Origin of the sequence: Anabaena subtropica FACHB-260, from assembly GCF_014697105.1 — a bacterium.
GTDB lineage: Bacteria > Cyanobacteriota > Cyanobacteriia > Cyanobacteriales > Nostocaceae > Trichormus > Trichormus subtropicus.
In genome coordinates, this window is sequence record NZ_JACJRF010000009.1 from 115,865 (window position 1) to 136,510 (window position 20,646).

Sequence of the window (20,646 nt, forward strand, 5' to 3'; positions counted from 1 at the left end):
GGGCAGGAATCAGAATTCCCTTCTGGCTTCTTCAACCCTCAAACCCCTACACCCCTATTTTTCGGAGCTACTTTTTTCAGTGCCGCGATCGCATGGAGTCTGACAAGTTCATCTGTATCTACTGTCAGCACAGTTAAGCTTTCAATGGCTTGCGGACTACCCAATTGACCTAAAGATAAGGCGATCGCACTTTTTACACTATTAATTTTTGTCGCTGGATGTGGCGATAAGCTACGCTCTACCGTAGGTAATCGCACTATCTCTAACAGAATTGCTGTAGCTGATGTGATTAACTCTGGCTTTTGTACCCGTCCCAAAACTGTGACAATTTCTTGCCAAAGTGTTTCTGATGTAAGTTCCTTTAATGCCTGTTGCAAATATTCCAGTCCAGTTAATGACTCCAGCCAAACTAAAGCCCGGATGATTTCCAGTTGTAGGGTAATTGGTGTATGGAGTGATATGAGTACTGTATATAAATGGTGGGCAGCATCATCACCACCAATCCGGGCAAGAGCATTTGCAGCTGCACAGCAAACCTCGATATTAAAGTCATACAACTTGGGTTGTATTTTGGCGACTAAATTTAATTGTGAACATAAGTCTGAGCGAAAGCTTAAACCCTGAATTGCTGTACGTCTGACTATGGCAGATAAATCATTTAAAGCGTTCAACAGTGCAGGGGGTACACGTTCATCATGAAAACTGCTGAGGGCTTCGATGGCGGCGGCGCGGACTGCTGCTTGGGCATCCTGCACCACACTCAACAGAGGCGCGATGATTTCTGTACGCCGGATGTAAGCTAGCGATCGCACCGCCAAAAGTCTTGTATCTTGGTGGTTTAGCAGTTCGACAATTACAGGAATAGCAATAGTCCCTATTTGTGCTATTGCTGATGCGGCGATCGCTTTAAGTTCCTCATCTTCACTATTTTTCAATAATTCTACTAAAGGGATAATGGCATCTGGGTGTTGCAATTCGCCTAAAGTTCGTGCAGCAAACCAGCACAATTCATCCTCTGCATCTTCGTCTTCTAAGATGTCAACTAATGGGTTAATGGCTACAGTTCCCAAATTAATTAACACCTTGGAAGTCTCCCAGCGTTCCTGAAAATCTCCGCACTCAAAAACTGAGAGTGCTAATTCCAGCAATTGTTCTGAATGAGCTATTTCATTTCTATTTAATAAAATCAACTGTTGTAGATAATTAATCACAGATGACCAATCACCTACACTATGCGCCGCCTGGGCCTGCATCAAAAGTTGCCTGATATTATTCACAAGACCTTGGGAATTGGGGATTTATGAATGGTGTTAGCGGTAGCGAGTCTTTGAGCGACTTCTCTTCCTACTCTCTGTTTCTAGATTTGTCACACTAGCTTTGCTTGACTACAACTGAACTACCCTCAATTTTGGCGGCGTAAGTTTTGAGTGGTTGTGTAGCTGGGTCTTTTTGCACTTTACCATCAACTCCGTATTCTGCGCCATGACATGGACAGACAAATTTTTCAGTTTGGGCTTGCCATGCTACGGTACAACCTTTGTGGCTACAGGTGGGGTTAACAGCAGTCAAATTTCCAGTATTAGATGTACCCACTACCAAGACTGGCCCAATTGGTGAGTTTTCATTAAGTAATTGACCAGTTTTATCTAATTCAGCAACAGTACCCACCGTTTGCCAATCTGTAGATGTTGTTTGTTGAGAAGAACAAGCAGCGATCGCTATAGGTAGGCTACTAGCTATCCAACCCAAACCCACCCAATTAATGAAATCCCGACGTTTCATAGTTTTTAGTCAATAGTCAAGAATATCTATACACCGTCTATAAAAGGGCATTACAGGCATTTTGTTCTGCTCGTTCAGTATATGTAATGCAGGAAACGCATATTAGATATTCAATTTAAGCATTATTACTAATATTTTGTAGCTACCTATACTATTTTATCTGAAATCCCAACATAACCTTAGAAGTATCGAAATTGTTACATAAACATTCGCAAAAACATCTTGACAAAATTAGCCAATCTAAAAGATTACAAATTCTCCCAGATGTAGGTCTAGAGGTATCTTCAGTGAAAAATCGGCGGCGTGTCAATCATTGAAGTAGCAAATAGATCACTTTATAACCTTCTTGAGTATAAGTAATCAGGCATAAATAAATAGTTCATTTTTCATTACTAGACCTCGTAGCACAAGCAAAGACTACGAGCAGATTGATCTTAAGCAGTAAATTCTGAAGTCTCAATTAAAAATTTATGAGAACAAGATCATGACAGACACAGCCACTACTACCACAGCCAATCTTAATAAGTTCGAGAAATTCAAAGCCGAAAAAGATGGACTTACCATCAAGGAAGAAATAGAAAAAATTGCCTCCCTTGGATGGGAAGCAATGGACGTAACAGACCGAGATCATCGCCTCAAATGGGTGGGTGTATTCTTTCGTCCAGTCACTCCTGGTAAATTCATGATGCGGATGCGGATGCCTAATGGTATTCTCACCAGCAATCAGATGCGTGTTTTAGCGGAAGTAGTGCAACGTTACGGAGATGACGGCAACGCCGATATTACAACTAGACAGAATATTCAACTGCGGGGGATCAGAATTGAAGACTTACCAGATATCTTCAATAAATTTCACGCCGTGGGTTTAACTAGTGTGCAATCTGGGATGGACAACATCCGCAACATCACAGGCGATCCGATAGCGGGATTGGATGCAGATGAGTTGTATGACACTCGCTCTTTAGTGCAGCAAATTCAGGATATGCTCACCAATAAAGGACAAGGCAATCCAGAATTTACTAACCTACCCCGGAAGTTTAATATTGCGATCGCTGGAGGACGTGATAATTCAGTCCATGCGGAAATTAACGATTTGGCCTTTATTCCAGCATTCAAAGAGGCAGGGGAGCAGGGTGGCCATACTCCGCAAAAAGTCTTTGGATTTAACGTTTTAGTTGGCGGCTTCTTTTCTGCTAAACGTTGTGAAGCGGCGATTCCTTTGAATGTTTGGGTAACTCCTGAAGAGATCGTAGCCTTATGTAAGGCCGTTTTGGAAGTCTATCGTGACCACGGACTCAGAGCTAATCGCCTCAAGTCTCGGCTGATGTGGCTAATTGATGAGTGGGGTATAGAGAAGTTTCGTTTAGAAGTCGAACAGCGTTTAGGTAAATCCTTACTACCCGCAGCACCCAAAGACGAAATCGATTGGGAAAAGCGCGACCATATCGGCATCTATAAACAAAAGCAAGAGGGATTGAACTATGTAGGCTTACATATCCCTGTTGGGAGGTTGTATGCGGAAGATATGTTTGAACTGGCTCGTATGGCAGATGTTTACGGTAGCGGTGAAATCCGCATGACTGTTGAACAAAACATCATTATTCCTAACATTCCCGACGAAAGATTGAGGACATTATTGACAGATCCCTTGCTAGAGAGATTTTCTATTGACCCTGGAGCATTGACGCGATCGCTAGTTTCCTGTACAGGCGCACAGTTTTGCAACTTCGCTCTTATCGAAACCAAAAACCGCGCCACAGAAATGATTCAAGCCTTGGAAAGTGAACTCACATTCACTCGTCCAGTACGCATCCATTGGACAGGTTGCCCCAACTCTTGCGGACAACCCCAGGTTGCAGACATCGGCTTAATGGGAACGAAAGCTCGTAAAAATGGCAAAGCCGTTGAAGGTGTTGATATCTATACGGGTGGCAAAGTCGGCAAAGACGCACACTTAGGTCGTTGTGTACAAAAAGGCATCCCCTGTGAAGACTTGCAACCAGTATTGCGAGATTTACTCATTCAGAATTTTGGAGCCAAACCCAGACAAGAAGCCTTAGTGACTACTCTATAAAGTTCGTAGTCAGGACTAAAGTCCTGATTTTTAAGTACTAAAGCCCTGACTACAAACAAACTGACTACTGACGAATTAACAAATTACACAAAACAAATGACACAGGTTTCCAGAAGAAAATTTCTTTTCACTACTACTGGGGCGGCTGCGGCTTCTATTTTGGCTCATGGCTGCACCTCCAACACTTCTAACTCAGGCACAAATCAAGCACCCACAGCCGCACCAGCTGCTAATGTCACTACAGTTGCTAACGCCCCCAAGGTAGAAACAACCAAAGCCAAGCTAGGATTCATTGCCTTAACCGATGCTGCGCCTTTAATTATTGCTAAAGAGAAAGGCTTATTTGCTAAATATGGCATGACCGATGTTGAAGTCATCAAACAAACATCTTGGCCAGTCACCCGTGATAACTTAAAAATCGGCTCCTCTGGTGGTGGTATTGATGGCGCGCATATCCTCAGCCCTATGCCTTATCTAATGACCATCAATAATATAGTGCCGATGTATATCTTGGCACGGTTAAACACTAACGGTCAGGCCATATCTGTAGCAAATCAATTTAAAGAACTCCAAGTTAATTTACAAAGCAACGCTCTCAAAGACGCATCCGCTAAAGCCAAAGCCAATAATAAAGCCTTAAAAGCTGGTATTACCTTCCCTGGCGGTACTCACGATTTATGGATGCGTTACTGGCTGGCGGCTGGCGGTATCAATCCAGACCAAGATGTAGTTTTGGAAGCCGTACCCCCACCACAAATGGTGGCAAACATGAAAGTTGGTACTGTGGATGCTTTCTGTGTAGGAGAACCTTGGAACGCCCAGTTGGTAAACCAAAAAATAGGTTATTCAGCTTTAGTTACAGGCGAGTTGTGGAAAGACCATCCAGAAAAAGCTTTTGCCATGCGCCAAGATTGGGTTAATCAAAACCCCAACGCCGCCCAAGCAGTTTTGATGGCAATTCTGGAAGCGCAACAATGGTGCGACAAGGCAGAAAACAAAGAAGAAATGTGTAAAATCTGTTCTGACCGCAAATATTTCAACGTTGCAGCCGCCGATATTGTAGAAAGGTCTAGAGGTAATATTGACTTTGGCGATGGGCGGACAGTGAAAGATTTTCCATATCGCATGAAGTTTTGGACAGATAATGCTTCCTATCCTTATAAGAGCCATGACATCTGGTTTTTAACAGAGAATATTCGCTGGGGCTATTTGCCAAAAGATACCAAGATTAAAGAAATTGTTGACCAAGTGAATAAAGAAGATTTGTGGAAAAAAGCTGCTAAAGCAATTAGTGTGCCTGAGTCTGAAATTCCTAGCAGTAGTTCTCGTGGAGTTGAAACTTTCTTTGATGGTGTGAAATTTGACCCAGAAAAGCCAGAAGAATATTTACAGAATTTAAAAATCAAAAAAGTCTAATTCCATCAGGTTTCAGAATTCAGTAGTCAGAATCCAGAATTAAAATTTTTATTTTTTGGCTTGAAGACTTGAATTCTATTACTAATTAAAACACAAAGTCTTGTAACAAAGGAAACAATAGACAATATGGCTGCTGTTTTGGGGAGTCGTCCTATCAGAAAAAAATCTCTCAATAATTTCAATAAATTACTTTTGAAAAAAGTAGTGCCGCCATTAGTAGCATTAGGAATTTTTTTAGTCATTTGGCAATTAGTTTGTTTGAATCCTGACCTAAAATTACCAGGGCCAATAGAAACAATTGCAGAAACCTGGGATCCTTTTATTATTAATCCGTTTTTTGATAATGGTGGCAATGACAAAGGCTTGGGTTGGCAGATACTTAATAGCTTGGGACGGGTTGGTTTAGGCTTTTCACTAGCAGCAGTTGTGGGTGTTGTATTAGGAATTATAGTTGGAGCAAATAAAGTAATTTATACTGCTGTAGATCCCCTGTTTCAAGTATTGCGAACTGTACCGCCTTTGGCATGGCTACCTATTTCTCTGGCAGCATTTCAACAAGCTAATCCTTCAGCAATTTTCGTAATTTTTATCACATCAATTTGGCCGATCATCATCAACACCACAGTAGGGGTACAACAGATTCCTCAAGATTATATCAATGTAGCTAAGGTTTTACGTCTTCGAGGAATAAAATACTTTTTTAAGATAGTATTTCCTGCTACTGTGCCTTATATTTTCACAGGTTTACGCATCGGCATTGGTTTATCTTGGTTAGCAATTGTGGCAGCAGAAATGTTAGTTGGTGGTGTGGGTATTGGTTCGTTTATTTGGGATGCTTATAACACTACGACTGAAACTAATTTAAGTGAGATTATTTTGGCACTTATTTATGTTGGTTTAGTGGGTTTATTACTAGACAGATTAGTTGGTTTTGTTGCTAGTAAGGTTGTGGCAGAGGAGAAGTAGTTAATAGTTGAAATTACTCTTAAAAGGCTGATGAATGTTGACTATTGACTAATGGATAAGGACTAATAACCAATGACTAGTTTTGTGGAAATTGATCACGTTGATCGGATATTTGATTTATCTAATGGTGGTAGATATATTGCTCTGAAAAATATTGAGTTGAAAATTAAAGAAGGGGAATTTATTTCTTTAATTGGACACTCTGGATGTGGTAAATCTACCTTACTTAATATTATTGCCGGGTTGGATAGAGCTAGTGTTGGTGGTGTGACTTTGGAAGGTAGGGAAATTAGAGAACCTAGTCCAGATAGGATGGTGGTGTTTCAAAATTATTCCTTGCTTCCTTGGTTGACTGTGCGGGAAAACGTCGCCTTGGCTGTAGATGAAGTTTATCAAGGTAAACCCAAAGGTCAACGTCGGGCAATTATCGAAGAACATATCGATATGGTGGGACTGCGCCTAGCGGCAAATAAGCGTCCTAGTGAGTTGTCTGGGGGGATGAAACAACGGGTAGCGATCGCCCGCGCCTTAGCTACTCGTCCCAAGTTGTTGCTGTTAGACGAACCCTTTGGGGCTTTGGATGCCTTGACACGGGGGAGTTTGCAAGAACAATTGATGAAAATCTGCAATGAACATCAGATTACTTGCGTGATGGTGACACATGACGTAGATGAGGCGTTATTATTGAGCGATCGCGTCGTCATGCTGACGAATGGCCCAGAAGCACACATCGGGCAGATTCTCGAAGTTCCTATCCCCCGTCCCCGTCAGCGTTTGGAAGTAGTTAAACATCCCAGTTACTACAATTTGCGAAATGAAATAATTTACTTCCTCAATCAACAAAAGCTGGCTAAGAAACGCAAGACTCAACAGATTTCCGCACCAGTGACCACAGCTAAAGCCGTTTTGGAAATCGGTTTTATGCCTCTGACTGACTCTGCACCTTTAATTGTCGCCAAAGAAAAAGGCTTCTTTGCCAAGTACGGCTTAGATAATGTTATCCTTAGCCGGGCAAACAACTGGCAGGCGATCGCTTCGGGTGTGGTAACTGGCTCCTTAGACGCAGCCCAAATGCTTGCAGGAATGCCTATTGCTTTAACTTTAGGCGCTGGTAGTCAAACACCAACTCCCATAGTCAACGCCTTAAATCTTTCTCGCAACGCCAACGCCTTCACCTTCAGCAAAAGATTATATAACCAAGGTGTAAGAACCCTAGCTGACTTAAAAGGGGTAATTGATGGTTCACCTGACAAAATTCTCACCTTGGGAGTAGTTCATCCCACATCCATGCAGAACTTAATTCTGCGTTACTGGTTAGCGGCTGGTGGTATAGATCCCGATAGAGATGTTAGCCTAACAGTCATTCCCCCAACCCAAATGGTAGCCCAACTCAAAGCCGGAAACATTGACGGTTACTGTGCGGGAGAACCTTGGAACTATCAAGCAGTCCATGATGATTTAGGCTTCGTTGCGGCTACAGCTTTAGAAATTTGGTCAGGACAGCCGAAAAAAGTCTTGGGAGTCAGAGAAGATTGGACGCAAAAGTACCCAGAAACCTACCTGAATCTCGTCAAAGCACTCCTAGAAGCCTGCAAGTATTGTGACGACCTCCGCAACCGTGAAGAAATTCTCGAATTACTCTCTCGTCCCGAATATCTGGATGTGAATCCTGCATATATCCGCCCTGGTTTCATCGACCCCTACGATCGCGGCGACGGTAAACCACCCCAACAACTCACAGGATACAACCAGTTTTATCTTAATCAAACCAACTATCCCAACCGCACCGAAATTTTGTGGATGGTAACACAAATGGCACGTTGGGGCTTAACACCCTTCCCGAAAAACTGGGTAGAAATAACTGAAAGAGTTTGCCGCACAGACATATTTGGTGCAGCAGCCCGCGACCTCGGCTTACTCGATATCGGGGAAGACAACCCCATTCACTTATTTGACGGTAAATATTTTAACCCATCTGAACCAATAGAATATCTCAAAAGCTTAGAAATTAAACGCCAAATACGTATTGAAGAAATATTTTTTTAGTCAACAGTCCACAGTTCTTCCTCGTCTCTCCTCATCTGCGCCTTTGCGTGAGAAATCATAAATCTATTCAGCACCCAAATAATATGCAAATAATCAATAAAAATAATCAACCCAACCTACAACCTCAAAAGACAGATAATTTCCTAGTCATTGAAGGTGTCAGCAAAATTTACCCCACTTCTGAAGGCCCTTACACTGTACTCGATGGAATTGACCTGAAAGTTCGTGAAGGCGAATTTGTCTGCTTAATTGGTCACTCTGGCTGCGGTAAATCAACCTTACTAAACATGATTTCTGGATTTAATACCCCAAGCGAAGGCGTAGTTCTCCTGCAAGACAAACCCATCACCGAACCAGGCCCCGACCGGATGATGGTATTCCAAAACTACTGTCTACTCCCGTGGCTGAGTGTCTTTGAAAACGTTTACCTAGCCGTAGATGCAGTGTTTCCCAACAAAGCCCAAGCCGAAAAACGCGCCATTGTCAGAGAACATTTAGCAATGGTGGGTTTGACAGAAGCAGCCGACAAGAGACCCAGTCAGATTTCCGGGGGGATGAAACAACGAGTGGCGATCGCCCGCGCTTTATCCATTCGTCCCCAAGTGTTGATTCTCGATGAACCCTTCGGCGCATTAGATGCAATCACCAAAGAAGAATTACAAGAAGAACTACTGCAAATTTGGAGTGATCATCAAGTCACCGTCCTGATGATTACTCACGATATTGATGAAGCCCTATTCCTCGCCGACAGAGTTGTGATGATGACCAACGGCCCGTCCGCCCAAATCGGTGAAATCCTCGATATTCCCTTCGCCCGTCCCCGCAACCGCAGCCGCATCATGGAAGACCCAGAATACTACAACCTGCGAAACTACGCCCTAGATTTCTTGTATAACCGGTTTGCTCATGATGAGTAGTTAGTTGACAGTTGTTACTCTCCCTCATATCACGAGATTAGAATGCTTAAAGAAATATTTTCATTCAGGGATCGTTACCGCATCTTACATCTAACTTGGTTTGCTTTCTTCTTATCATTTGTGGTGTGGTTTAACTATGCTCCATTTCAAACAGCGATTAAAGAAGCGATCGGTTTAACTGAAGGACAAGTCAGAACGATCGCCATCTGTAACGTAGCTCTAACTGTGCCTGCGCGGATTATCATTGGCATGGTTTTAGATAAGTACGGGCCGAGAATTACTTACTCGCTGCTGCTGATGTATGCGGCTCTTCCCTGTCTGGCCTTTGCAATGGCGCAAAACTTCGGTCAGTTGGTAATCAGCCGCTTGGCATTGAGTATTGTGGGTGCTGGTTTTGTCATTGGTATCCGCATGGTGGCTGAATGGTTTTCACCCAAGGAGATTGGAGTAGCTGAAGGTATTTATGGCGGGTGGGGTAACTTTGGTTCGGCGGCTGCGGCTTTTACCTTACCTTCAATTGCTATAGCAACCGGCGTATTTGCGGCTGGTCAAATTAACTGGCGACTAGCGATCGCTCTCACTGGTATAGTTGCGGCTGTATATGGGGTGATATATTTCTTCAGCGTCCAAGACACACCCTCTGGTAAAGTTTATCAGCGTCCCAACCGTCACGGTGGTATAGAAGTTACTAGCCAAAAGAGTTTTTGGTTATTGATATTAACGAATATTCCCCTAGTTGGTATCTTGGGTGTATTAGCTTGGCGCATCGGACAAATTGGTTTAATCAATCAAACTCAATTAGTTATTGTTTACCTCCTCTTACTTGGTCTTTATCTCTTCCAAGCTTATAAGTGCTGGGATGTGAATCGAGATGTAGTCACGGGTAAGAAGAGGTACTCTACTGAAGAACGCTATGAATTTTCTCAGGTAGCAATTCTTGAACTCACTTACTTTGTCAATTTTGGTTCAGAGTTAGCAGTAGTTTCCATGCTCCCCGGATTTTTTGAAACCACTTTCGGTTTAAATAAAGTATTGGCGGGGATGATTGCGGCTAGTTACGCATTCATGAATTTATTTGCCCGTCCCGGTGGCGGTTTGGTTTCTGATAGTCTGGGTAGTCGCAAATGGACAATGACTGTACTCACCGGTGGTATGGGTATAGGTTATTTGTTCTTCAGTGGCATAAATAACAATTGGTGGCTACCTCTAGCAATCCTTCTGACTATGGCTTGCTCATTTTTCGTCCAAGCCGGGGAAGGCTCAACCTTTGCCATTGTCCCTTTGGTAAAGCGGCGAGTAACTGGGCAAATTGCGGGTAATGTTGGTGCTTATGGTAACGTGGGAGCCGTAGCTTATCTCACCCTCTACAGCTTGTTACCTGCGAGTGATGTCGGTAATAGAATTTTCTTCCAAACCTTGGGTGTGACAGCGCTGATTGTCGCCTTCCTTTGCGGCTTCTTCCTCAAAGAACCCAAAGGCTCGTTTGCTGAACACCACGAAGGGGAAACACCACAAGAAACTCCAGAACAACTATCCGTCCGAGTTTGTAGTGAGGACTTTATTCCTCAAAGCTATAAGGACTAAAGTCCTTACTACGAACAGTTGAGTAATTAGCATTCACCTCCAGTGAGGCGTAGCCCATCGCCAGCCATCATGATTGAATCTACCAAAACTCTTTGTCCTTACTGTGGTGTCGGTTGTGGACTAGAAGTAACACCCCCAGCCCAAGCGAACAAAGCCACTAATCGAGATAGCCAAGGAAATCCGATTTGGCGGGTGCGGGGTGATAAAGCCCATCTATCCAGCCAAGGTATGGTTTGCGTCAAAGGTGCAACGATCGCCGAATCTTTGGATAAAAATAGACTACATTACCCAATGGTGCGCGACTCTTTAGATCAGGAGTTTCGCCGTGTCAGTTGGGATGAAGCGTTTGATCTCATCACCAAGCGTATTCAAACGGTACGCGTTACCCAAGGGGCGGAAGCTATATGTATGTATGGTTCCGGTCAATTCCAAACTGAAGATTACTACATAGCCCAAAAACTGATGAAAGGTTGTTTGGGTAGCAATAATTTTGATGCTAACTCTCGACTATGTATGTCGAGTGCAGTATCTGGCTATATCCAAAGTTTTGGGGCTGATGGCCCTCCCTGCTGTTATGAAGATTTGGAGTTAACTGACTGTGCATTTTTAATTGGGACAAATACCGCCGAATGTCACCCCATCGTTTTTAACCGATTGGAGAAGTACCACAGAAAAAACCGTAAGGTAAAAATGATTGTGGTCGATCCCCGACGCACACCCACGGCCGAAGCAGCTGACTTACATTTAGCGATTAATCCTGGTACCGATATCGACTTGTTAAATGGTATCGCCCATTTGTTAATGCGTTGGAACATGATAGATGTCGGTTTCATCGATGACTGTACCAGTAATTTTTCTGCTTATGCTGAGGTGATTCGCCACTATTCACCGGAAGTAGTGGCGCGTCAATGTGGTATTACTATCGAGGATTTAGAAACCGCCGCCCGTTATTGGGGTGAATCACAGCGAGTTTTGTCTATGTGGTCGATGGGTGTGAATCAATCGAGTGAAGGTACAGCCAAAGTTAGAACTATTATCAACTTACATTTGATGACGGGACAAGTTGGTAAACCAGGGGCTGGGCCTTTCTCTCTCACTGGTCAACCAAATGCAATGGGAGGACGAGAAGCAGGCGGTTTAGCCCATTTATTACCCGGTTATCGATTAGTGAAAAATCCCCAACACCGCACAGAAGTAGAAGAATTTTGGGGATTACAGCCTGGGCAAATTTCACCCAATCCTGGTTTAACAGCATGGGACATGATCACTGGTTTGGAAGAGGGTAATGTAGGTTTATTATGGATTGCGGCTACTAATCCAGCTGTAAGTATGCCAGATTTGGAACGGACTAAAAAGGCATTATTGCGATCGCCTTTTACAATCTACCAAGATGCTTACTACCCTACAGAAACTACAGCTTACGCTCATATCTTGTTACCAGCAGCCCAATGGGGTGAGAAAACTGGTATTATGACTAACTCAGAACGCCGAGTCACACTGTGTCAAGCCTTCCGCCCACCACCACGAGAAGCAAAGCCAGATTGGGAAATCTTTGCTGAAGTTGGACGAAGATTAGGTTTTGCGGACAAGTTCGCCTTTACAAATTCAGCCCAAGTCTACGCCGAGTTTGTGCAATTAACTAGGAGTCGTCCTTGCGATATGTCTGGGATTAGTCATAAACAATTACAGGCGGAAGGCGCTACTCAATGGCCGCATCCAGAAATAGGGAGTAGGAATCAAACTAGCCTCTCTAAAAGACTCTACACTGATTTACACTTCCACACCCCTGATGGTCGCGCTCGATTTGGGGCATATTACTCGAAGGGATTAGCAGAACCACCAGATCCTGATTATCCTTTTGTATTGACCACTGGACGATTATACGGACATTGGCACACCCAAACGCGGACTGGTCGCATAGAAAAAATCCGCTCGATGCACCCAGAACCATTTATAGAAATTCATCCCCGTGATGCGGCAAAGTTAGGTATTACTGATAATCAAGTGGTAGAAGTGCGATCGCGTCGAGGTAGCGCCAAGTTTCCCGCCAAGGTGACCAAGGCTATTTCCCCAGGTACAGTGTTTGTCCCCATGCACTGGGGTACACTTTGGGCAGATGATGCGGAAGCTAACTCCCTCACCCATCCTGAATCTTGTCCCGATTCTCTGCAACCAGAGTTAAAAGCCTGTGCAGTCCAATTAACACCTATTTCTATAGAAGTTACACCCCAAAATTATCAACTCCAGTCATCTCAGTGGTAAGCTGCTAGGTATCGGTAATTAATAATTGGTGACTTCATCAATAGTACATAGTCCATACTTACCATTATTATTTCTAATGTTGTGAATATTTGGCTATTCAGATGACTTTTGATGTTTAATCATGACTTTTACTGGATTACTTTAATTAAAAGATAAAAGTTATATCAAAAGGTGAATTTTTCTCCTTTTATGATAATTTAAGGTAAAAATTGACCCTATTTTCATCCTATAGACTAAATCTAGAGGATTTTCTTTTATTTTTTAATAATGGCAGCTTACTCAGGAATGTGGTGTAGCTAATGAAAAGATTCATTCATAGAATTATGTGGATTACGAAAAATGATAACTTTATCCACATTATTGAAAGCCTAGAAACGGTAGTTGCCAAAATTCTATCTGTTTTTATGATAATAGTAATTTTTTTAATAATAGCTGATTTAGCAACTTTTATTGTTAAAGAATTATTTACTCCACCCTACGGTAGAATAAGCACAACACTATTTACAGTTTTTGGTTTATTTTTAAATGTTTTAATCGCTTTAGAACTTTTAGAAAACATCACAGCCTATCTTAAAAAACAAGTACTTCAGGTTGAATTAGTAATTGTTACTTCTTTAATTGCAGTCGCCAGAAAAATTATTATTCTTGATTTAGAAAAAGTTAAAGGTCTTGATATCATTGGTTTAGGAATAGCGATTCTTGCTCTTTCCATTAGCTATCTAATAATTCATTTTACTAATTCTAGTCGCAGAAATTAAAGATTTTGTATTGATAAATTAACGGATGAATATCAATATTTTGAGGTCTTAAATTTTCACATTTTTCTGAGAAAAATTTATACTTTTACTCAGCAACATCAAACATTTTTAATTAATTTTAAAACTAAAATTTCTCAACGTGAAATATGGTACATTTTTTTCAATTTGAAGCAGATTTTGTTGATTCCTTACGCTGCATACCTATGCAGGTGCGATACAAACTTGATACCTGTGGTATTAAACTGAAATTATCCGATTGGAACCAAATGACTCAAGTTGAACGTGAAGCTTTAGTTGAATTACCTTGCACTATAGCAGCAGAAATTCAATCTTATCAAGATTATCTTCAACAGTTAATATTAAGCCGTACTGGTAAACTACCTACAACACTACCGATTGAACCTGAGCCAGCTTGGCTAGACTCTAGCACGATACCAGCTAGTATTCAGGAAAAAGCCGAAGAGATAGGTATTGCTGTAACTTTGTCACAATGGGCAAATTTAACACCCTTGCAACGTTTTGCTTTGATTAAACTCAGCCGTTCAGGACATGAAAACAAAAATTTTCCTAAGGCGATCGCTGAGTTTCATCTTGTTTAATTAGGAACTCCCAGACAAAAAAATATCCCAAATGTAGGGTGCGTCAGTGCGAGAAAACTTAGCTGTACCATGAGATTATTCATACTGACGCACCCTTGTATATTAAAAGAAGTAGTAGACCGTCGCACCCTTGGTCAGGCAGTTTTACCTACCTGACTCTAAACTATAACTCTCAACTTCGCACAGGCACGAACCAGACTTAACTTACAGTCGATAATTGTTTTTGAAAGTAAGCCTGCAACACTCTTTCAGCAATTTGACGACTAGTCAAGCCTAATTCTGCCTTGGATTCATCTGGGGTAGCGTGTTCTACCAACACATCGGGAATCCCAATGCGCTTGACAGGAACGACAACATCAGCATCTAACAAGGCTTCTACTACAGCTGAACCAAAGCCACCCATCACACAGCCTTCTTCCAAAGTGACAACCCGCCCGATTTTCTGAGCCAAGGGTAAAATCAACTCAGTATCCAAGGGTTTAACAAAGCGGGCATTAATCACAGTCGCTTCAATACCGTGTTCACTGAGAATTTCCGCCGCCTGCATACTGGGGTAAACCATCGTACCGTAGCCGGTGATTAACACATCATCACCGTTGCGGAGAATTTCGCCTTTACCGATTTCCAAAGGTTCCCAGCCTTCTTCCATCAAAGGAACACCGTAGCCATTGCCACGAGGGAAACGCATAGCGATCGGCCCGGTGGTATGCTCAATACCTGTTACTACCATGCGCTGCATTTCTGCTTCGTCTTTCGGTGCCATCATTACTATGTTGGGAATGCACCGTAGGTAAGCAATGTCATACATACCTTGGTGGGTGGGGCCATCAGAACCGACTATTCCCGCCCGATCCAAACAGAAAAATACTGGTAAGTTTTGGATACAGACATCATGGATGATTTGGTCATAAGCCCGTTGCAAGAAGGTAGAGTAGATGGCAGCTACTGGACGCATACCTTCAGTTGCTAAACCAGCCGCTAAGGTGATGGCGTGTTGTTCCGCAATACCAACATCAATATATTGATTGGGCAGTTTTGCTTGTAGTTTATCTAAACCCGTTCCTGTTGCCATCGCTGCCGTAATCCCAATAATTTTAGGGTTTTGTTCGGCTAGTTTCACTAAGGTATGGGAGAAGACCTTGGCATAAGAAGGTGGCTTGGGTTTGCTGGAGGGAATTGCTTTCCCAGTTGTCAAGTTAAAAGGAGTTTGGGCATGATAGCCTACTTGGTCTTTTTCGGCGAGTTCATAACCTTTACCTTTGATTGTTGATACATGAACTAAAACCGGCCCTGCTATTTGATGTGCTTGTTGAAAGGTAGCAATCAATTCTTCTAAATTATGCCCATCGACTGGCCCCATGTAGGTAAAGCCCAGTTCTTCAAAGACTGCGCCGACTTTGGGAACAGCCAACCGTTTCATCCCTTCTTTAATCCGTCCTAGTTCTGGAGATAGGGATTCGCCGACAAAGGGAATGTGTTTGAACTGTTCCTCAAAATTATCCTTGATAAACTGCACAGGTGGACTGAGACGCATTTTGTTGAGATAACGAGGAATTGCCCCGACGTTAGGAGAAATCGACATCTCATTGTCGTTGAGAACAACCAGCAGGTTAGTTTTAGGCAAGTGTCCAGCATGGTTGATAGCTTCCAACGCCATCCCACCAGTTAATGCACCATCGCCAATCACCGCCACAGCTTTAAACTTTTCCCCGTTCATATCGCGTGCTAAAGCCATGCCCAATGCGGCGGAGATACTGGTTGAAGCGTGGCCTGCACCAAAATGATCGAATTTATTTTCACCCCGCTTGAGATAACCAGCAATTCCATCTTTTTGCCTGAGAGTGTGGAAGTTGCTGTAGCGTCCTGTAATCAGCTTGTGGGGATAAGCTTGGTGTCCTACATCCCATATAACTTTATCCCGGTCTAAATCTAGAGTCTGGTAAAGCCCTAGCGTTAACTCTACAACACCCAAGCCAGGCCCCAGATGTCCACCAAATTCGGCTACTGTTTGCAGGTGCTTATCTCGAATCTGACGGGCTATTTGTTGCAGTTGCCGGATGGATAGACCGTGCAGCTGATTGGGATGGGTGATTTCACTCAGATGCATAATTATAGGGTTTTCCTCTCTAATCTCTACTTTTGGTATTCTGATTTTCCCACGGTCGGGTAGCCCGGAGAATTAGACTGTTACTAAGTAGCAGTCGGAAATTTATTCACTAGTAATGGGTAATTAAGCACTAAGCTTTCAGCATTTTTTACTAGTGATTATGCTTTATAACCTACACCGCAAAATTACTTGAAATAGTGTAATTAGATTCATTTTGTGAAAATCATCAAAGTAGAAGAATATCTTGCTGATTTGTTCTTGAAAACACACTCTGCAAGGGGAGTGAGAGGCTAAAGCTTATATCTAGTGTATTCTATCCAAATAAACTATGGTACGACACTGCAAAAATAGACAGAGATTTTGTCAGCAAAAATATCACCGTATAGGTATGTCATATTTTTACCTTCATCTGTTGATTTTTACTAGTGTTAAGTATTAGGGTAGTCGTGGACTGTCGGTAGTCGTGGGAACTACTGGCATTTCTGGTTGTTTTTCCTGTCTTTGCAAATATTTACTCAGCAAGTAAGCCATATCTCCACGAGTCATAGGTCTTAGAGGAGATATGTTGTTTTGGTCATCAGTATTAATGAATCCTTCTGTAATGACTGTGGCGATCGCTCTTCTCGCCCAAGTCGGTATAGAACCTGCGTCTGGATGGGGTGCAAGTATTTCGTTCACTACATCATCAGAAAATTGAAATACTCCATAAGCTTGGGCAAAAATCGCTAAAGCTTCCGCCCTTGTCACCCGTTGATTAGGGAAAAACAAATTTCCCCGATAGCCTTTCATCACATCTGTTTTCAAAACTGTCTGAATATCTTGATACGCCCAGTGAGAAGAGGGTACATCTGCAACTGTAATTGGCTTTGGTTGGTTGGCGGCTTCTTGTTTATTGAGGCGAAATGCTTTTACCAAAATCGAGGCTAGTTCGGCACGATTCATTAGCCTTTCTGGATAAAACTTCCCATCTGCCGAATTGGTCATCAAATTGGCAGCAATTACCTGTTGTATTGCTGCTGATGCCACTCCCCCAGTAGTCTCTGTTACTTGAGCTTGAGCAATTACCGGGAAGCCCTGGAGTAGCAATACTAATGAAAGGGTACTTAGCAAAGGCCGCATAGTTCTTACCACTGTTAATTTGCTTCGATGAAGTACTGAGTAAACAATTTTTTAATTTTGGATTCCCCCAAAGGGGGTTGACTCTTAACTATGGTGACGCATTTTTACTAACTCAGGTGTCCCATGTCCGATATCAAGCAATTAATCTTAGTTTGGGGATCACAAAAAATTATTGAGATTTTTTTGCTAAACTAACTGAGAATAGTTTGCACTTAGGATATGCTAATAAAGTAATCTTCACTCCTCAGAATTATTAATCCTCAGGAGTAGAAACATGAATGATTACTGCAATTTAGTCGCACTTTGAGGGCTAGTCGCTTGAAACCGTTCCGTTCCGAAGTAGAAGAAAAGTACGTTGTAGAAGTAAATTGGGCAGATCGTTGGCAAATCTACCAGCGTCTACAAGAATTAGAAGTTCCCTGTTGGTGTGAAGCTAACCAGCCGTTGAAAGTTGAATTTCTCTCTCCTGTGACGGTTGTTCAACTTTGGAGTGTGATGAGACAATTCACGTCTTCTCGCCAAAATTTAATTGATTCTCTTGAAATTAATTGGCAAAGTCGCTATCCAGATTCTTAATCTGTGGCTGCGGTGTTGCTGATTTAATGACTCAAGCTTACTTTAGTTAACAAAGAGGTAGAACAATATGGGTGTATGCCACAGTAAAGATGTATCAGAGTTTTGCCTTGAAGGTAGATTTATTGAATTTGTTATTAAAGATGGCTATAAGTTAAAAGGTTTGTTGCTACGTACTGCTGATGGTGAATGCTATGTCAAGCTTGCCAAGCAATTGAGATTTACTTTTGATTGGCGTTTACCATCTGGTACTTGGTTACAAGTGGTTGGTCAAAAAAAGTATGACGCAAAAACTGGCGAAGTTACACTCAAGGCTGAAAGTGTAATGGCGGCTAGAACAGACATACAACAAACAGTTAAGCAATTCCCCACGATAGGCAATAGCAAACCAAAACCAGATAAGCCTAAAGCCACAATTTTGGTATGTCAAAAGTCTGATTGCATGAAACGGGGCGGTAAGGCACTTTGTCAAGCTTTAGAGGCGACTTTAAGCGATCGCGGTTTAGAAGACCAAGTTACCATTAAAGGTACTGGCTGCATGAAAAATTGCAAAGCCGGGCCGAATTTAGTCATGCCAGATAAAACTCGCTACACCCGTATTCAAGCAGCCCAAGTTCCTGCACTGATGAATAAGCATTTTGCTGACAGTCAGCAATCAGATAATTCCCATGAAGTCGTAATATCAAACACCAATAAAGCTGAAACTGTTAGTGGAATTTCAGTTTTTTAATAATCAAGTTTTTGAAATCGTTTGTACTGTGTTGTTTTAATAGATAAAAAATAAAATTATTCATTTTATGGGGTGGGGCATTTTGTCCACCCCACATTACTTAGTATTACTTTGTATAAAGTCTTCACTATTTTGAACGCAGAGGGGCGCAGAGTTTTACTATTCATCTTTGGAAAATCTATAGGAATAAAAATTTTTTTACGGTAACAGTATTTAGTAATAAGCATTTATCCTAAAGAGTGTGGCTAGCTAATGGAGAAAATTAGTGGAATTTTTAGCCGATTCTATTGTGCTATCAAGGATGCAATTTGCACTGACTGCTATATTTCATATGCTTTGGCCTGTCCTGACTACAGGGATGGGAATTTATCTGGTGATTGTTGAAGGAGTTTGGCTAAAAACTCGTAATCCAGATTACTACCTCCATGCGCGGTTTTGGGCGAAATTCTATGTGTTGAATTTTGGGATTGGTGTAGCCACTGGTATCCCAATGGAGTTTCAGTTTGGGACTAATTGGGCCCCTTTCTCAGAAGCTGTGGGTAATTTTTTTGGTAGCGTTATCGGCTTTGAAGCTTCTTGGGCGTTCATGCTGGAAGCGGCTTTTTTAGGAATTATGTTATTCGGTTGGGAACGAGTCAACCCCACAATTCACTATCTCTCTACTATCTTGGTAGCTTTCGGTGCTAACCTGTCCACACTGTGGATTTTAACTGCCAATTCCTGGATGCAAACTCCCGCAGGAGGGGAATTGGTGAATGGTAAATTCATTGTACATGACTATTTTCAAGCAATTTTAAATCCATTTATGGTCAATAGTGTGCTGCATATGTTCTTTGCCACACTAGAAACTTCTTTGTTTGTGATTGGGGGAATTAGCGCTTGGTACATTCTCCAACAACGCCACGAAGCCTTTTTTTCCAAGTCTTTGAAGATTGCTTTAGCAGCTGCTGTCGCAGTTGCTCCATTACAAATATATATCGGTCATTTGAGCGGTGAACAAGTTTATCACTATCAACCCACAAAACTGGCAGCAATGGAGGCTCAGTGGGAAAGTTCACCTGCTGGACAGCCTGCTGATTGGAGTTTGGTAGCGATACCCAATGAAAAAGCTGAAAAAAATGATTGGGAAATCACTATTCCTAATGCTTTGGGTTACATTTTGGAATTTAAACAAAATCTTTCTGAACCAGTGCGCGGTTTAAAGGAATGGAAACCCGAAGACCGTCCCCACATGGTAGGTTTAATTTACTACGCTTTCCGGGTGATGATTGCGATCGGCTTTTTCTTTGCAGCTTTAATGTTATTTAGTACCCTGCAATGGCTACGTGGGAAACTATCAGCCGAAAATATTACTCAACAGCGTTGGTTGATGCGGGCTTGGGTATTTGCAGCACCTTTAGGATACATTGCTGTAGAGTCAGGCTGGATTGTGCGTTGTGTGGGTAGACAGCCTTGGACGCTTTACGGGCAAATCCGCACAGTAGATTCTGCTTCGCGCTTACCTGCGAGTAATGTCTTAGTTTCACTGACTAGCTTTGCTGTAGTTTACACTGTGTTATTTATCGCCGCCATGTACTTTGGTAGCCGCATTATCCGCACAGGGCCAAATCTGGAATTACCAATACCAGGGGTAGAAATTACAAAACCAGCAGTAGATACTACTCCTGGTGAGTTTGTCCCTGATGAGCGTCCTGTTGAGGCGCAGCAATAGGG

General features: G+C 42.3%; 16 protein-coding genes. 12 read left to right on the top strand and 4 right to left on the bottom strand.

All coding sequences use genetic code 11. From position 1 onward, the window contains the following. Window positions 1-38: 38 nt before the first annotated feature. Both H6G18_RS07830 and H6G18_RS07835 read right to left on the bottom strand, forming a co-directional pair. The gene (locus H6G18_RS07830; protein WP_190406524.1) at window positions 39-1,253 is read right to left on the bottom strand and encodes a HEAT repeat domain-containing protein; all 1,215 of its coding nucleotides are present in this window, start codon (window positions 1,251-1,253) and stop codon (window positions 39-41) included. 118 nt (window positions 1,254-1,371) lie between these two features. After that, a complete protein-coding gene (locus tag H6G18_RS07835; protein ID WP_190406525.1) occupies window positions 1,372-1,782 on the bottom strand; it encodes a QcrA and Rieske domain-containing protein in 411 nt (136 codons plus the stop codon). A 484-nt stretch (window positions 1,783-2,266) separates the two neighbouring features. Here H6G18_RS07835 and H6G18_RS07840 point away from each other — a divergent pair, with 484 nt between their 5' ends. The 9 genes from H6G18_RS07840 to H6G18_RS07880 all read left to right on the top strand — a co-directional run bounded on the left by H6G18_RS07840 (window position 2,267) and on the right by H6G18_RS07880 (window position 14,404). Continuing rightward, complete coding sequence (locus H6G18_RS07840) at window positions 2,267-3,856, top strand: ferredoxin--nitrite reductase (RefSeq protein WP_190406526.1); 1,590 nt, start codon at window positions 2,267-2,269, stop codon at window positions 3,854-3,856. A 96-nt stretch (window positions 3,857-3,952) separates the two neighbouring features. Beyond that, window positions 3,953-5,272: a CmpA/NrtA family ABC transporter substrate-binding protein gene (locus H6G18_RS07845; protein ID WP_190406527.1), complete on the top strand. Its 1,320-nt coding sequence runs from the start codon at window positions 3,953-3,955 to the stop codon at window positions 5,270-5,272. Window positions 5,273-5,398: 126 nt separating this feature from the next. Further along, window positions 5,399-6,238 carry a nitrate ABC transporter permease gene (ntrB, locus tag H6G18_RS07850; RefSeq protein WP_190406528.1) on the top strand — a complete coding sequence of 280 codons (840 nt, stop codon included), beginning with the start codon at window positions 5,399-5,401 and terminating at the stop codon, window positions 6,236-6,238. A 72-nt stretch (window positions 6,239-6,310) separates the two neighbouring features. Continuing rightward, window positions 6,311-8,284, top strand: coding sequence for an ABC transporter ATP-binding/substrate-binding protein (locus tag H6G18_RS07855; RefSeq protein ID WP_190406529.1), 1,974 nt, complete (start codon window positions 6,311-6,313; stop codon window positions 8,282-8,284). An 83-nt stretch (window positions 8,285-8,367) separates the two neighbouring features. After that, complete coding sequence (locus tag H6G18_RS07860) at window positions 8,368-9,201, top strand: nitrate ABC transporter ATP-binding protein (protein ID WP_190406530.1); 834 nt, start codon at window positions 8,368-8,370, stop codon at window positions 9,199-9,201. Between the two features lie 42 nt (window positions 9,202-9,243). Further along, complete coding sequence (locus H6G18_RS07865) at window positions 9,244-10,785, top strand: MFS transporter (protein WP_190406531.1); 1,542 nt, start codon at window positions 9,244-9,246, stop codon at window positions 10,783-10,785. Window positions 10,786-10,854: 69 nt separating this feature from the next. Beyond that, window positions 10,855-13,047, top strand: a complete 2,193-nt coding sequence (locus H6G18_RS07870) for a molybdopterin oxidoreductase family protein (protein ID WP_190406532.1) — start codon at window positions 10,855-10,857, stop codon at window positions 13,045-13,047. A 299-nt stretch (window positions 13,048-13,346) separates the two neighbouring features. Beyond that, the gene (locus H6G18_RS07875; protein ID WP_190406533.1) at window positions 13,347-13,805 is read left to right on the top strand and encodes a phosphate-starvation-inducible PsiE family protein; all 459 of its coding nucleotides are present in this window, start codon (window positions 13,347-13,349) and stop codon (window positions 13,803-13,805) included. A gap of 146 nt (window positions 13,806-13,951) precedes the next feature. Beyond that, window positions 13,952-14,404, top strand: coding sequence for a nitrate reductase associated protein (locus tag H6G18_RS07880; protein WP_190406534.1), 453 nt, complete (start codon window positions 13,952-13,954; stop codon window positions 14,402-14,404). Window positions 14,405-14,603: 199 nt separating this feature from the next. Here H6G18_RS07880 and dxs read toward each other — a convergent pair whose 3' ends face one another. Further along, window positions 14,604-16,511, bottom strand: coding sequence for a 1-deoxy-D-xylulose-5-phosphate synthase (gene dxs / locus H6G18_RS07885; protein ID WP_190406535.1), 1,908 nt, complete (start codon window positions 16,509-16,511; stop codon window positions 14,604-14,606). A gap of 435 nt (window positions 16,512-16,946) precedes the next feature. Continuing rightward, window positions 16,947-17,630, bottom strand: a complete 684-nt coding sequence (locus H6G18_RS07890; protein ID WP_190406536.1) for an S-layer homology domain-containing protein — start codon at window positions 17,628-17,630, stop codon at window positions 16,947-16,949. A gap of 318 nt (window positions 17,631-17,948) precedes the next feature. On the opposite strand from H6G18_RS07890, the gene H6G18_RS07895 reads away from it, so the two are divergent. The 3 genes from H6G18_RS07895 to H6G18_RS07905 all read left to right on the top strand — a co-directional run bounded on the left by H6G18_RS07895 (window position 17,949) and on the right by H6G18_RS07905 (window position 20,644). Then, complete coding sequence (locus tag H6G18_RS07895) at window positions 17,949-18,206, top strand: Asr1405/Asl0597 family protein (RefSeq protein WP_190406537.1); 258 nt, start codon at window positions 17,949-17,951, stop codon at window positions 18,204-18,206. A gap of 67 nt (window positions 18,207-18,273) precedes the next feature. Next, window positions 18,274-18,933, top strand: coding sequence for a (2Fe-2S) ferredoxin domain-containing protein (locus tag H6G18_RS07900; RefSeq protein WP_190406538.1), 660 nt, complete (start codon window positions 18,274-18,276; stop codon window positions 18,931-18,933). Window positions 18,934-19,198: 265 nt separating this feature from the next. Continuing rightward, on the top strand, window positions 19,199-20,644 hold the full coding sequence (locus H6G18_RS07905) for a cytochrome ubiquinol oxidase subunit I (protein ID WP_190406539.1): 1,446 nt from the start codon (window positions 19,199-19,201) through the stop codon (window positions 20,642-20,644). Window positions 20,645-20,646: the final 2 nt, after the last annotated feature.

What these genes read in the sequence shown, in the direction of transcription:
- H6G18_RS07830 (WP_190406524.1), bottom strand. Translation starts at nt 1,253, where the DNA reads ATGCAGGCCCAGGCGGCGCATAGTGTAGGTGATTGGTCATCTGTGATT.
- H6G18_RS07835 (WP_190406525.1), bottom strand. Translation starts at nt 1,782, where the DNA reads ATGAAACGTCGGGATTTCATTAATTGGGTGGGTTTGGGTTGGATAGCT.
- H6G18_RS07840 (WP_190406526.1), top strand. Translation starts at nt 2,267, where the DNA reads ATGACAGACACAGCCACTACTACCACAGCCAATCTTAATAAGTTCGAG.
- H6G18_RS07845 (WP_190406527.1), top strand. Translation starts at nt 3,953, where the DNA reads ATGACACAGGTTTCCAGAAGAAAATTTCTTTTCACTACTACTGGGGCG.
- ntrB (WP_190406528.1), top strand. Translation starts at nt 5,399, where the DNA reads ATGGCTGCTGTTTTGGGGAGTCGTCCTATCAGAAAAAAATCTCTCAAT.
- H6G18_RS07855 (WP_190406529.1), top strand. Translation starts at nt 6,311, where the DNA reads ATGACTAGTTTTGTGGAAATTGATCACGTTGATCGGATATTTGATTTA.
- H6G18_RS07860 (WP_190406530.1), top strand. Translation starts at nt 8,368, where the DNA reads ATGCAAATAATCAATAAAAATAATCAACCCAACCTACAACCTCAAAAG.
- H6G18_RS07865 (WP_190406531.1), top strand. Translation starts at nt 9,244, where the DNA reads ATGCTTAAAGAAATATTTTCATTCAGGGATCGTTACCGCATCTTACAT.
- H6G18_RS07870 (WP_190406532.1), top strand. Translation starts at nt 10,855, where the DNA reads ATGATTGAATCTACCAAAACTCTTTGTCCTTACTGTGGTGTCGGTTGT.
- H6G18_RS07875 (WP_190406533.1), top strand. Translation starts at nt 13,347, where the DNA reads ATGAAAAGATTCATTCATAGAATTATGTGGATTACGAAAAATGATAAC.
- H6G18_RS07880 (WP_190406534.1), top strand. Translation starts at nt 13,952, where the DNA reads ATGGTACATTTTTTTCAATTTGAAGCAGATTTTGTTGATTCCTTACGC.
- dxs (WP_190406535.1), bottom strand. Translation starts at nt 16,511, where the DNA reads ATGCATCTGAGTGAAATCACCCATCCCAATCAGCTGCACGGTCTATCC.
- H6G18_RS07890 (WP_190406536.1), bottom strand. Translation starts at nt 17,630, where the DNA reads ATGCGGCCTTTGCTAAGTACCCTTTCATTAGTATTGCTACTCCAGGGC.
- H6G18_RS07900 (WP_190406538.1), top strand. Translation starts at nt 18,274, where the DNA reads ATGGGTGTATGCCACAGTAAAGATGTATCAGAGTTTTGCCTTGAAGGT.